The following is a 12,391-nucleotide window of genomic DNA, read 5'->3' on the forward strand; positions in this document are numbered from 1 at the left end:
CTAGAACAAAGGTGGGATGTCGCATGTACCCCCGCACCGAACGGACCACCGCCACCCGCACCCGGGACCGGATGAGCTACGACGAGACCGCCGCGCACGCCGTCCTGGACGAGGCGTACCACTGCGCGCTGGGGTTCACCGTGGACGGTGAGCCGCGGGTGCTGCCCACCCTGCACGTCCGGGTCGGCGACACGCTCTATCTGCACGGCTCCACCGGCAGCCGGCCGCTGCTCGCCGCCCGGGGCGACGCCGGGCTGCCGGTCTGCGTCACGGTGACCCTGCTCGACGGGCTGGTCTACGGCCGCTCCCAGTTCCACCACAGCGCCAACTACCGCTCGGTGGTCGCGCACGGCACCGCCCACCTGGTCACCGACGAGCGGGAGAAGACGGCCGCGATGACGGCCCTGGTCGAGAAGGCCGCCACCGGACGTGCCGCGGACAGCCGCCCGCCGAGCCGTCGGGAACTGGCCGAGACCGCCGTGCTGGCGCTGCCGCTGCGCGAGGTCTCCGTACGGGCCCGCACCGGCGGGGTGCGCGACGAGCCGGCCGACCTGGACCTGCCGTACTGGGCGGGGGTGGTGCCGCTGCGGCTCACCGCCGGGGCACCGGAACCGGACGCCGGGGTGGCCGCGCAGGTGCCGGCGTACCTGCGGGCGGCCCGGTCGGCGTGGCTGGAGCCGGTGGTGCTGCGTGGCGAGCACGTCGTGCTGGAACCCCTCGACCTCGCCCACGCCGAGGAGCTGTACGCCGCCCTCGACGACGAGGAGGTCTGGCGGTACGTCGGCAGCCCCCGACCCCGGTCGGCGGAGGAGATGGCCGGTCACATCCGGTCCGCCCTGGCGGCCCACCACCGCGGCGCACGGGTGCCCTGGGCACAACGCTGCGCGGTCACGGGGGCGGTGGTGGGCACCACCTCCTACTACCAGCCGGACGAGGAGCTGCGGACGCTGGAGATCGGCTACACCCAGCTCGGCCGGTCCTGGTGGCGTACCGGGATCAACACCGAGGCGAAGCTGCTGCTGCTCACCCGCGCCTTCGGCGAGCTGGACGCGATCCGGGTGACCTGGCAGACCAGCACCCTCAACGAACGCTCGCAGCGGGCCATCGAACGCCTCGGCGCCACCCGGGAGGGCACCCTGCGGGCCAACCGCCGCCGCGCCGACGGCAGCTGGCGGCACTCGGCGCTCTATTCGATGCTGGCCGAGGAGTGGCCAGAAGCACAGGTCACGCTCCGGGAAAGGCTTCGCCCGACGGCACCGGTGGGGTCATGATGGCCGGCGTGCTGGGCATCACCGACATCTGGACGTACCTGCTGGGGACCTTGGCGATCGTGCTGCTGCCCGGGCCCAACTCGCTCTTCGTGCTCTCCACCGCCGCCCGGCGCGGGGTGGGGGCCGGCTACCGGGCCGCGACGGGGGTCTTCGTCGGCGACTCGGTGCTGATGATCCTCTCCGCCGCCGGGGTGGCGTCGCTGCTGAAGGCGTACCCCCCGCTCTTCCTGGTGGTCAAGTACGCCGGCGCGGCGTACCTCGGGTATGTGGGGTTGATGATGCTGCGCGGCGCGTGGCGGCGCTGGCGCGACCGCAACGACCCCGCCGCGCCGCGGCTGATCGACGCGGCGGAGCCGGTGGCGGTGCGCAGCCCCTTCCGCAAGGCGCTGGTGATCAGCCTGCTCAACCCGAAGGCGATCCTCTTCTTCATCTCGTTCTTCATCCAGTTCGTCGACCCCGGGTACGCGTGGCCGGCGCTGTCGTTCCTGCTGCTCGGCCTGATCGCCCAGGTGACCAGCGCGCTCTACCTCAGCGCGTTGATCTTCGCGGGGACGTTCCTGGCGGCGCAGTTCCACCGTCGGCGGCGGCTCGCCGTGGGCGGCACCACCGCGATCGCCGCGCTCTTCCTCGGCTTCAGCATCAAGCTCGCCACCGCCTCGGTGTAGGCGGAACTCAGGTGCCGTCGCCGCCACCACCGCCGCCGATGCCACCGCCGCCGGCCGTGCCGCCGAGGCCGTAGCCGGGCGCGACCGGCACGTCCGGGTGGCGGCTCACGTGGGCGGACTCCCTGAGGGCGGCCGACCAGTCGGCGTGCGCGGCGGCGGCCGCGTGCCGGTTGATGGCGTGCCGCAGCCAACCGTCGACGGTGGCGATCCAGTCCCGCCGGTCGGCGCCGGTGTGCCAGACCCGGAACCGGCTGACGCTCTGGTGGGTGACCCCGGCCAGCGACAAGCGGCGGTCCATCCAGAGCAGCACCTCCAGCCCCGCCGGATTGGTCACGAAGATCACCTCCAGTTCGGTGATCGGGCCGGCGTAGAGCGGGGCCACCCAGTAGCCGAGCCGCTCGTGGAAGGGGAGCGTCTGCTCCACCCCCGGCAGCCGGCCCTGCTGGAGGCCGGCCTGGCGCATCACGAAACCGAGGCTGTCCAGTGCGGCGAGCACGTGCTGCTGGGTGGGGAGCGGGTGGACGAAGACCGGCACCATCTCGCCCTGGTCCAGCTCCGGGTCCACCGACACCTCGGTCCGCAGGCCGGTACGCAGACTCAGCAACGGCACCCCGCCGAAGATCGTCACCGGGGTCTCCCAGGGCAGCGGCAGCGCGAAGTCGACCGCCCGCCGCCGCCCGGCCGGCACCACGAACCGGCCCGCGATCGGCACCTGGTGGTACTGCACCAACCGGCGCGGCGCGCCCGGATCCTCCGGCTCCACCTGGGCGACCAGGCCCAGTCGGATGTGCCGCACCGGCACGTCCCCGCCCCCGGCGGCGAGCGTCACCCGACCCGGCAGCCGCAGGCCCGGGCGGGTGCTCGGGTTGGTCAGCGTGGTGGTCACCGAGAGCCCGGTCCAGACGGACTCCGACGACACCCCGGTCAGCCGCATCCCGCGCTCCTCCCCCTCGACCCGCCCGCATTCCCCGCCGCCGCCCGGCCACGCCTGCCACCCGGCGTTCGGGTGCGTCTGTGGTCGCGTCGCCGGAGCGACCAGAGTCGGCGCGGTCCGGGAAAGCGCCGGCCGCCGGGTCGTGGGGACCCGGCGGCCGGTCAGCGGTACGGGAGGGGTCAGCGCAGGCGACGGCCCCGGGGCACCGGGTCGGTCTCGTCGTCGAACTCGCCGATGACCTCCTCCAGCAGGTCCTCCAGCGCGACGAACCCGATCGGCCGGGTCGGGCCGCCACCGTTGCGGACCAGCGCGAGCTGCGCCTGCCGACCCCGCATCGCCGCCACCGCCTCGGTCACCGACGCCTCGCCGGGGAGGGTGAACGCGGGGGTCATCAGCTCACCGGCCGTCGTCGTGCGGCCGGTGGTGACCGCGCGGACCGCCTCGCGTACGTGGACCAGACCGCAGACCTCGCCGCCGGCGTCGAGCACGGCCAGCCGGGACCGGCCGCTGTCCCGACAGACGTGCTCGATCCGCTCGGCGGAGTCGTCCCGGCCGACCGTGACGATCCGCTCGAACGGCTCCATCACCTGCGCCACGGTGGTGCCCTGCAGCTCCAGCATGCTGGTCAGCATCTGGTGCTGCTCCGCGCCGAGCAGGCCGTGCTCGCGGGACTGCTCCAGCAGGATGCGCAGCTCGTCCGGGCCGTGCACCTGGGCGAGCTGGTCCTGCTGCTGCACGCCGAACAGCCGCAGCACGCCGTTGGCCAGCGCGTTCAGCGCCGACAGCACCGGCCGCGAGACCCGGGCGAAGGCCCGGAACGGCAGCGCCAACAGCATCGCCGAGCGCTCGGCGTCGGTGATCGCCCACGACTTCGGGGCCATCTCGCCGACCACCAGGTGCAGGAACGTCACCAGGCCGAGGGCGATCAGCAGCGCCACCAGGTGGCTGACCGCGTCGGGCAGGCCGACCGCGTGCAGCAGCGGGCTGAGCAGCCGCTCCAGGGCCGGCTCGGCGAGCGCGCCGAGGCCCAGCGTGCAGAGCGTGATGCCGAGCTGCGCGCCGGCCAGCATCAGGGACAGCTCGCGTACGCCGGCCAGCGCGGCCCCGGCGGCCCGGCTGCCGCCGGCCGCCGCCTGCTCCAGGCGGTAGCTCTTGGCTGCCACCAGGGCGAACTCGGCGGCCACGAAGAAGCCGTTGAGCGCCAGCAGCAGCACCGAGAGGAAGAGCGCGAAACCGGGGCTCATGCCGCCTCCTCCCCGCGCTCGGCGGTCATCCGCAGCCGGACGGAGTCCGCCACGTGCCGGTCCACGGCCAGCACCTCGACCTGGGCGCGCGGCTCGGAGTCGGCCTCCTCGCCGTCACCGGCCAGGCTGATCTCCAACCGGTCACCCACCTGCGGCACCCGGCCCAGCTCCCGCATGACCAGCCCGGAGAGGGTGTCGTACTCGGGGGCCTCGGGCAGCGCGATGCCGGTGCTGTCGGCGACCTCGTCGATCCGCCAGCGGGCCGGCACCACCCAGGAGCCGTCGTCCTGGCGGGCCGCCGCACGCTCCGGCGGGTCGTCCTCGTCGCGGATCGGGCCGACCAGCTCCTCGGCGATGTCCTCCAGGGTGACCACGCCGGCGAAGCCGCCGTACTCGTCGACCACGCAGGCGAGCTGCCGGTGCCCGACCCGCAGCCGGTCCAGCACCGTCGGCAGCGGCAGCGTCTCCGGCACCAGCAACGGGGGTACGGCCACCGCCTCGACCCGGGTGGTGGCCCGCTCGGCCGGCGGCACCCCGAGCACGTCGGCGATGCCGACCACGCCCACCAGGTCGTCGACGCCCTCGGCACCCCGGACGGGGAACCGGGAGTGGCCGGTGTCGAGCAGCTCGACGACCCGGCTGACCGGCTCGTCGGCCCGTACGGTGTGCACGTCGACCCGGGGCACCATCGCCTCCCCGGCGGTCAGCTGCCGGAAGTCGAGGCCGCGGTCGAGCAGGTCGGACATCTCGGCGTCGAGGTGCCCCTCCTCCCGGGACTCGGCGATGATCTGCTCCAGGTCCTCCGGGGTGGCGCCGCTGGGCAGCTCCTCGATCGGCTCGATGCCGACCCGGCGCAGCAGCCGGACGGCGGCCCGGTCGAAGAGCGTGATCACCGGCCCGGCGACCTTCAGATAGAGCAGGGTGGAGCGGCTCAGCGCCCGGGCCAGCGGTACGGCCCGGGCGATGGCCAGGTTCTTCGGGGCGAGTTCACCCAGCACCATCTGCACCACGGTGGCGATGATCAGGGCGAGCAGCACCGAGAGCGGCAACGCGACGCCGGTGGGGACCCCGGCGACGCCGAGCAGCTCGGCCAGCCCGGCGCCCAGGTACGGCTCGGCGGCGTAACCGACCAGCAGGGCGGTCACGGTGATGCCGAGCTGGGCGCCGGAGAGCATGAACGACAGCCGTCCGGTGACCTCCAGGGCCCGGGCGGCGGCCTGGTCGCCACCGTCGGCGAGCTGCTTGAGCCGCCCCCGGTCCACGGCGACGTAGCCGAACTCCTGGGCCACGAAGTAACCGGTGGCGGCGGTGAGCACGATGATGAGGGCGAGACCGACGACGATCAGCACGGGACGCTCAGGGCTCCCGGGGCCGTCGGGGCGAAGGGCTGCCGGGCACGACCCGGCTGGCTACTGCTGCCCTCCTGGGCAGAGGAGTCGATCATGCAGCCATTTTATCGGCGCTGCCTGGACGCCCGCTGAAGGTCAGCGGGACGCGAGGTCGTCGCGGTCCAGCAGGGTGCGGTCGACCCGGCCGGACCGGTACGCGGCCCGACCGATCATCTGCGCGGCGACCGGCGCGGTGGCCAGCTGGAAGATCCCCACCAACCCGATCATGCCCAGGTCGGACGGGCTGCGCAGGCGCAGCGCGAGCCCGGCGAGCAGGAACAGCACCCCGAGCACCTGCGGCTTGGTGGCGGCGTGCATCCGGTCCAGCACGTCCGGGAAGCGCAGCACCCCGATCCCGGCGACGAGGCTGAGCAGCGCCCCGGCGACCAGGCAGGCGCCGCCCAGCCAGTCGGCCACGACGGCCATCACGCCTCCTGCCGGACGGCGAAGCGGACCAGTGCCACCGAGCCGACGAACCCGAGCAGGGAGAGCACCACCAGCACGGGCAGCGTGGTGGCGTGCCGGTTGACCGCCGCCTCCGCGCCGACCGCACCGAGCATGGTCGACAGCAGCAAATCGGCGGCGACGACCCGGTCCAGCAGGGACGGCCCCCGGTAGACGCGGGCCAGGGCGAGCAGGGCGGTGACCGAGAAGAGCACGGTCAGCACGACGGCGAGGAGCGTGGTCACGGGCTTTCACCTCCGGTGTCGGGTTTCGGGTCGAGTTGACGTACCTCGGCGGGGGAGCCGATCGCGCGGACCAGGCGCCGTTCGACGGCGCGGATCCGGTCACCGGCGGCGGTCAGGTCCTCGGGGCGGCGGACGTCGAGCACGTGCACGTAGAGCACCCCGGCGTCGCGGTCCACCTCCAGGATCAGGCTGCCCGGGACCAGCGAGATCACTTCGGCGGTGAGCGCCAGGTTGAGGTCGGTACGGATCCGCAGCCCGACGGCGACGATCGCGCCGCGCGGCCGGTAGCCGGGGCGGACGGCGATCGCGGCGACGTGCACGCTGGCGCTGACCAGCTCCGCGACGAAGGTGACCACGAGCACGAACAGCGGGCCGGGCCGCAGCCGCCCGCCGAAGCTGACCGGCGGCAGCGGGAAGAACAGCAGCACGGCGGCGCCGAGGACCAGCCCGCCGAGCAGGTTGCCCCAGGACAGGTCGCCCCAGAGCAGCACCCAGATGGTGACCAGCCAGCCGAGCGCGATCGCCTGGTCCCGCCGCCGTCCCCGGGCCGGCGGCTCCCCGCCCGCCCGCCCGCCGGCCGTCACCGGGGGCCGCCCGGCAGGACGGCCCGGACGTACGGGGTGCGCTCGCGCAGGTCGGTGGCGGCGTCGGCGGTGACCTGGAAGAGCGGCCCGGCGGCGACGGTCAACCCGACCCCGAGCACCACCAGGGCGGCGGTGGCGCCCACCATCAGCCTCGGCAGTCGCACGGTCGGCTCGGCGGTGGCCAGCCGGGGCGCCCGCCAGAAGGCGATGTTCCACACCCGGGAGGCGGCATAGAGGGTGAGCAGACTGGTCACCGTCCCCGCCGCGACGAGCACGGCGGGCAGCACCCCACCGGCCGCCACGCCGGCCTGGAGCAGGCCGACCTTGCCGAGGAAGCCGGAGAAGGGCGGAATGCCGGCGAGGTTCATCGCCGGGACGAAGAAGAGCACCGCGAGCAGCGGCGCGACCCGGGCCAGCCCGCCGAGCCGACGCAGGTCGGTGCTGCCGGCCCGCTCCTCGACCAGGCCGGCGACCAGGAAGAGGGTGGTCTGGATGGTGATGTGGTGCACCACGTAGAAGATCGCCCCGGAGAGGCCGGCGACACTGCTCAACGCCACCCCGAAGATCATGTAGCCGATGTGGCTGACCAGGGTGAACGAGAAGAGCCGCTTCATGTCGGACTGGGCGACCGCGCCGAGGATGCCGACCAGCATGGTCGCCCCGGCCACCACCATCAGCAGCCGGTCGACCTGCCCACCGGGGAAGAGCAGCGTCTCGGTGCGGATGATCGCGTACACGCCGACCTTGGTGAGCAGGCCGGCGAAGACCGCCGTCACCGGGGCCGGGGCGGTCGGATAGCTGTCCGGCAGCCACGCCGAGACCGGGAAGACCGCCGCCTTGATGCCGAAGGCCAGCAGCAGCATCAGCTGCAACCCCAGGCGTACGCCGTCCGGCAGGTCGTCCAGCCGTCCGGCGAGCTGGGCCATGTTCATGGTGCCGGTGGCCGCGTACACCAGGCCCACCGCCGTCAGGAAGAGCATCGAGGAGAGGATGCTGACCACCACGTACGTCGAGCCTGTTCGGATCCGGGTCTCCGTGCCGCCCAGGGTGATCAGCACGAAGCTCGCGGCGAGCAGGATCTCGAAGCCGACGAAGAGATTGAACAGGTCCCCCGCCAGGAAGGCGTTCGTCACACCGGCGGTCAGCACCAGGTAGGTCGGGTGATAGATGCTCACCGGGGCCGTCTCGCTGGTCTCCCCCCGCCCCTGGCCGATGGAATAGAGCAGCACGCAGAGGGTGACCGCCGACGAGACCACCAGCATCAGCGCGGCGAGCTGGTCGGCCACGAGCACGATGCCGACCGGTGCCGGCCACCCGCCCACCTGCACCACCACCGGCCCGTGCCGGTACGCCTCGACCAGCAGCAGCACCGCGACCACCAGCGTGGTGGCGAGCCCGATCACGCTGACCGACCGTTGCAGCCGGGGCCGGTTGACCAGGATCAGCGTCAGCGCCGCCCCCAGCAGCGGCACCACCACCGGCAGCGGCACCAGCCCCTTCATACTCATTCGTCGTCCCCGCGGCGGCGGAGGCGGCGCAGGGCCGGTCCCGGGTCCACCTGCTCCGGGTCGCCGTCCGGGCCCTCCCCGCCGAGGTCCGCGGTGGAGACCTCGTTCCGTTCGGCGAGCCGGACGATCTGCCGGTCCTCCAGGTCGTCCTGCACCTCGTCGTCGCCGCTGAGATACCAGCTCCGGTACGCGATCGCGAGCAGGAACGCGGTCAGCCCGAAGGTGATCACGACGGCGGTGAGCACCATCGCCTGCGGCAGGGCGTCGCTCATCCGGTCGATCGGCGTGGTGCCGACCAGCGGGGCGCTGCCGGCCCGGCCGCCGAGCAGGATCAACAGGTTCACCCCGTTGCCGAGCAGGATCACGCCGAGCAGGATCCGGCTCAGGCTCCGCTCCAGCAGCAGCGTGACGCCGGTCGCCACGAGCACCCCGACGGCGACCACCACCACCAGCGCCGGACCGGTCGACCTCACGTCCGGACCAGCCTTGTTCGCGACTGCGGGGCTCGCAGGACCGGCTCACTCCTCGCGCTCACGGCGTCACCTCAGTTCGCGACTGCGGGGCTCGCAGGACCGGCTCACTCCTCGCGCTCACGTCCGATCCCCTTCGCGTTCGACGACCAGGCCCCGTTCGGACTCGCCGGTCGCCTCGATGTGCCGGTCCACCTCGGCGCCGAGGCTGCGCAGGATGTCCAGGACCAGCCCGACCACGATCAGATAGACGCCGATGTCGAAGAAGAGCGACGTGACGACGTAGCAGTGCCCGACCAGGGGCAGCCAGAGGTTGACCTTGACGCTCTGCAGCACCGACCCGGTGAGGAGCAGCCCCGCCACCCCGGTGCCGACCGAGACGGCGAGCCCGGTGCCGAGCACCGTCCCGGCTCCGACGGGGGCGGCCTCGGCCAGCTCGTACCGGCCGCCGGCCAGGTAGCGGACGGCGAGCGCGAGGCCGGCGACGAGGCCGCCGGAGAAGCCCCCACCGGGGGCGTTGTGGCCGGAGAAGAGGAGGAAGATCGAGAAGAGCAGCACGGTGTGGAAGATCAGCCGGGTGACCACCTCGAAGACGATCGACCGACGCCGCTCGTGCAGCGTCGCTCCGCCGCGCAGCCAGACCGTACGCCGGTCGGCGCCGGGCGTGACGGCACGGGGCCGGCGCGGCCGGGGTCCGGTGCGGGACCGCTCGAAGATCAGGCTGGCCACGCCGGTCGCCGCCACCACCAGCACCGCGATCTCGCCCATGGTGTCCCAGGCCCGGATGTCGACGAGGGTCACGTTGACCACGTTGCGGCCGTACCCCTGGGCGACCGCCAGCGCCGGGAAGTCCCGGGAGATCGACGGCACGCGGCGGGCGCCGGCCGCGTCGAGGGCGAGACCGGCGAGCACCAGCCCGGCGGCCACCCCGATCCCCCGCCGCACCCAACGGCTGCGCCGCAGCGGCCGGGCCGAGAAGCGTTCCGGCAGCCGGCGCAGCACCAGCACGAAGAGCACGATGGTGGCGGTCTCCACCAGGAACTGGGTGAGCGCCAGGTCCGGCGCGCCGTAGAGGACGAACATCATCGCGGTGCCGTAGCCGGTCACCCCGACCAGCAGCATCGCGGTGAGCCGGCGGCGGGCCCGGACGGCGAGCACCGCGGCGACCGCGATCACCACGCAGACCACCAGCTGGGCGGGGTTGTCCCAGAGCGCCACCCGGGTCCGCCACGGCCGGGCGGCGAGCATCGCCGTGCCGGGCACCAGCACCAGGGTGAGCAGGATCGCGCCGAGGTACTGCGGCAGGGAGCCGCGCTGGGTGACGCTGGTGACCTCGATGGCGACCCGGTCGAAGCGGTGGGTGACCCACTCGTACCCCTGGTTGCCGCCGACCGGGAAGCGCAGCCGGGCCAGCGCGGGCGCCAGCGGCCCGCGGACCAGGTGCAGCGCGACGCCGCCGGCGATCGCGACCGCGGAGAGGCCCAGCGCCAGGTTGGGCCCGTGCCAGAGCGCCAGCGGCTCCGGCGCCGGGCCGAACAGCTCGGCGTACGGGCGGAGCAGCCCGCCCAACGCGCCGGCGGCCGGCCCGGTGGCCAGCCCGGCGAGCGCCAGCAGCGCCGGCGGGACGAGCATCGCGGCGGCGATCGGGTGCGCCTCGGTGTCCGGCACGCCGGGCCGGCGGGCGAACGCACCCCAGAGGAACCGGATGCTGTACGCCACGGTCAGCGCGGTGCCGCCGACCAGCACCGCGAGCACCAGCGGCCGGTCGGTGAACGCGGTGAAGACCGCCTCCTTGGCGACGAACCCGATCAGCGGCGGCAGCCCGGCCATCGAGGCGGCGGCCAGCGTGGCGACACCGGCCAGCACTGGCGCCGTACGCCCGATGCCGGAGAGTTCCCGCAGGTCCCGCCCCCCGGCGGTGTGGTCGATGATGCCGACGACGAGGAAGAGCGCCGCCTTGAACAGGGCGTGCGCCAGCAGCATCACGGTGCCGGCCAGCGCGGCCTTCGGGGTGCCGGCGCCGATCACCACCGTGAGCAGCCCGAGCTGGCTCACCGTCCCGTACGCCAGCAGCAGCTTCAGGTCGGTCTGCCGCAGCGCCGCCCAGCCCCCGGCGACCAGGGTGGCCAGGCCGGCGACGACGGTGACCGGCCGCCACGGGCCGGCGACGGCGAGCGCCGGGGCGAGCAGCCCGACCAGATAGACCCCGGCCTTCACCATCGCCGCCGCGTGCAGGTACGCGCTGACCGGCGTGGGTGCCGCCATCGCCACCGGCAGCCAGGAGCTGAACGGCAGCACGGCCGACTTCGCCAGCGCCCCGGCCAGGATCAGCAGCACCGCGACGGCCAGGTAGCGTCCGCCGGGCAACGGCGCGGCGGCGATCGCCGACCAGCGGTAGCCACCGGCGTGCCGGCCCAGCAGGAGGAGACCGACCAGCATGGCCAGTCCGCCGAGGGTGGTGACGGTCAGCGCCTGGGCCGCCGCCCACCGGCTGGAGCGGCGTTCGGTGCTGTGCCCGATGAGCAGGTAGGAGAAGATGGTGGTCAACTCCCAGAAGACGTAGAGCAGCAACAGGTCGTCGGCGAGGACCAGGCCGAGCATCGCGCCGGCGAAGGCGACCAGCACGCCCGCGAACCGGGCCAGCCCGACCGACCCGGCGGGAAAATAGCGGGCGCTGTAGACCAGCACCAGCGCGCCGACCCCACCGATGAGCAGGACCATCAGCCAGGACAGCGTGGTCAGCCGCAGCGCCAGGTCCAACTTCAGCTGCCCGATCCAGGGGTACGTCTCGACGACGGCGCCGCCGTCGCGGACCGCGCCGGTCCGGGCCACCGCCCAGCCGAAGGCGGCGGCCGGGACGAGCGCCAGTGGATAGAGGGCGCGTGGACCCCACCACCGGACCAGCAGCGGCGCGAGCAGGGCCGCCACCAGGTGCAGGATCAGCAGTACGAGCACGCGCGCTCCCGGTCGAGGTGGGGCGCACGCCACCGCCGGCACACCCCGAACAGGACCGATCACACGCCACAACCCCACCCCGCGGGGCCGCTTTCCCCAAAACCACCCCTCCACCTGAGTCGATCAAGAGGTTTCGGTCGGGATCCCGGCTCAGGCCGACGCGGACCTCTTGATCACCGGGGTGCGGTGGGAGGTCAGCGGAGGGCGGGGTCGGGGGTGGGGCGGGCGGGGCGGGTCTCGACCAGGAGGTCGGGGCGGCCGAGCTGGCGGACGGCCTTGTTCACCACCCGCTGGGCGGCGGCGAGCGAGCGCACGGAGAGCAGCCGGCCCCGGCTCTCCCGGCGCAGGACGAAGTAGTGGACCGCGGCGCGGACCAGCGCCCGGTCGGCGGCGCTGGCCTGGGCGGTGGTAACCACCAGCTCGCGCAGGCAGCCGGCGAGCTGCTCGGCGAGCTCCAGCTCGGGACCGTGCAGACCGGTGCGGAGCGCGGCGAGGTGACTGTCGACCTTGCGGATGAGCACATCGCTGCCGGCCCCGGAGGCTCGCTCCTCGACGGTCATCCACGCCCTCCACCCCACGCTGCGTTGCGAGTGAAGTTACTTTATGTTGCGTGGCACAAGCAAGCAGTTAAGTAAGACTTAACGCGTTCAACGTCGCATCCGTCGCGTATGAACCGGACCCGG

Annotated in this window: 12 protein-coding genes; 2 read left to right on the plus strand and 10 right to left on the minus strand. The window is 73.6% G+C overall.

Annotated features, from left to right (window positions below):
• The first annotated feature begins 23 nt into the window (after window positions 1-23).
• Together ABUL08_RS15975 and leuE are read left to right on the plus strand one after the other, a co-directional pair.
• Window positions 24-1,271: a bifunctional pyridoxamine 5'-phosphate oxidase family protein/GNAT family N-acetyltransferase gene (locus ABUL08_RS15975; RefSeq protein WP_350930710.1), complete on the plus strand. Its 1,248-nt coding sequence runs from the start codon at window positions 24-26 to the stop codon at window positions 1,269-1,271.
• Window positions 1,268-1,936, plus strand: coding sequence for a leucine efflux protein LeuE (gene leuE, locus ABUL08_RS15980; RefSeq protein WP_350930711.1), 669 nt, complete (start codon window positions 1,268-1,270; stop codon window positions 1,934-1,936). Before ABUL08_RS15975 ends, leuE begins: the two co-directional genes overlap by 4 nt.
• Window positions 1,937-1,943: 7 nt before the next feature.
• On the opposite strand, the gene ABUL08_RS15985 is transcribed toward leuE, so the two are convergent.
• The 10 genes from ABUL08_RS15985 to ABUL08_RS16030 form a co-directional block, all read right to left on the minus strand.
• Window positions 1,944-2,870 (minus strand): sporulation protein, encoded by a 927-nt coding sequence (locus tag ABUL08_RS15985; RefSeq protein WP_350930712.1) that lies wholly within the window; start codon window positions 2,868-2,870, stop codon window positions 1,944-1,946.
• 179 nt (window positions 2,871-3,049) lie between these two features.
• Window positions 3,050-4,114: a hemolysin family protein gene (locus tag ABUL08_RS15990; protein ID WP_350930713.1), complete on the minus strand. Its 1,065-nt coding sequence runs from the start codon at window positions 4,112-4,114 to the stop codon at window positions 3,050-3,052.
• Entirely contained in the window at window positions 4,111-5,463 is a 1,353-nt protein-coding gene (locus tag ABUL08_RS15995; protein WP_350930714.1) for a hemolysin family protein, read from the minus strand. Before ABUL08_RS15995 ends, ABUL08_RS15990 begins: the two co-directional genes overlap by 4 nt.
• A 135-nt stretch (window positions 5,464-5,598) precedes the next feature.
• Window positions 5,599-5,928, minus strand: coding sequence for a monovalent cation/H(+) antiporter subunit G (mnhG, locus tag ABUL08_RS16000; RefSeq protein WP_350930715.1), 330 nt, complete (start codon window positions 5,926-5,928; stop codon window positions 5,599-5,601).
• Window positions 5,928-6,191, minus strand: coding sequence for a monovalent cation/H+ antiporter complex subunit F (locus ABUL08_RS16005; protein WP_350930716.1), 264 nt, complete (start codon window positions 6,189-6,191; stop codon window positions 5,928-5,930). The genes mnhG and ABUL08_RS16005 overlap by 1 nt, the downstream gene beginning before the upstream one ends.
• Entirely contained in the window at window positions 6,188-6,775 is a 588-nt protein-coding gene (locus tag ABUL08_RS16010; RefSeq protein WP_350930717.1) for a Na+/H+ antiporter subunit E, read from the minus strand. Before ABUL08_RS16010 ends, ABUL08_RS16005 begins: the two co-directional genes overlap by 4 nt.
• The gene (locus ABUL08_RS16015) at window positions 6,772-8,277 is read right to left on the minus strand and encodes a Na+/H+ antiporter subunit D (protein ID WP_350938653.1); all 1,506 of its coding nucleotides are present in this window, start codon (window positions 8,275-8,277) and stop codon (window positions 6,772-6,774) included. The genes ABUL08_RS16010 and ABUL08_RS16015 overlap by 4 nt, the downstream gene beginning before the upstream one ends.
• Before the next feature lie 2 nt (window positions 8,278-8,279).
• On the minus strand, window positions 8,280-8,756 hold the full coding sequence (locus ABUL08_RS16020) for a Na(+)/H(+) antiporter subunit C (protein WP_350930718.1): 477 nt from the start codon (window positions 8,754-8,756) through the stop codon (window positions 8,280-8,282).
• A gap of 117 nt (window positions 8,757-8,873) precedes the next feature.
• Window positions 8,874-11,708 (minus strand): Na+/H+ antiporter subunit A, encoded by a 2,835-nt coding sequence (locus tag ABUL08_RS16025; protein ID WP_350930719.1) that lies wholly within the window; start codon window positions 11,706-11,708, stop codon window positions 8,874-8,876.
• Window positions 11,709-11,902: 194 nt separating this feature from the next.
• On the minus strand, window positions 11,903-12,268 hold the full coding sequence (locus tag ABUL08_RS16030; RefSeq protein WP_350930720.1) for a hypothetical protein: 366 nt from the start codon (window positions 12,266-12,268) through the stop codon (window positions 11,903-11,905).
• Window positions 12,269-12,391: the final 123 nt, after the last annotated feature.

Origin of the sequence: Micromonospora sp. CCTCC AA 2012012, assembly GCF_040499845.1 — a bacterium.
Classification (GTDB): domain Bacteria; phylum Actinomycetota; class Actinomycetes; order Mycobacteriales; family Micromonosporaceae; genus Micromonospora; species Micromonospora mangrovi.

Excerpts from the sequence above, each read along its gene's own strand:
- leuE (WP_350930711.1), top strand. The coding sequence starts at position 1,268 with ATGATGGCCGGCGTGCTGGGCATCACCGACATCTGGACGTACCTGCTG.
- ABUL08_RS15975 (WP_350930710.1), top strand. The coding sequence starts at position 24 with ATGTACCCCCGCACCGAACGGACCACCGCCACCCGCACCCGGGACCGG.
- ABUL08_RS15990 (WP_350930713.1), bottom strand. The coding sequence starts at position 4,114 with ATGAGCCCCGGTTTCGCGCTCTTCCTCTCGGTGCTGCTGCTGGCGCTC.
- mnhG (WP_350930715.1), bottom strand. The coding sequence starts at position 5,928 with ATGGCCGTCGTGGCCGACTGGCTGGGCGGCGCCTGCCTGGTCGCCGGG.
- ABUL08_RS16015 (WP_350938653.1), bottom strand. The coding sequence starts at position 8,277 with ATGAAGGGGCTGGTGCCGCTGCCGGTGGTGGTGCCGCTGCTGGGGGCG.
- ABUL08_RS15985 (WP_350930712.1), bottom strand. The coding sequence starts at position 2,870 with ATGCGGCTGACCGGGGTGTCGTCGGAGTCCGTCTGGACCGGGCTCTCG.
- ABUL08_RS16030 (WP_350930720.1), bottom strand. The coding sequence starts at position 12,268 with ATGACCGTCGAGGAGCGAGCCTCCGGGGCCGGCAGCGATGTGCTCATC.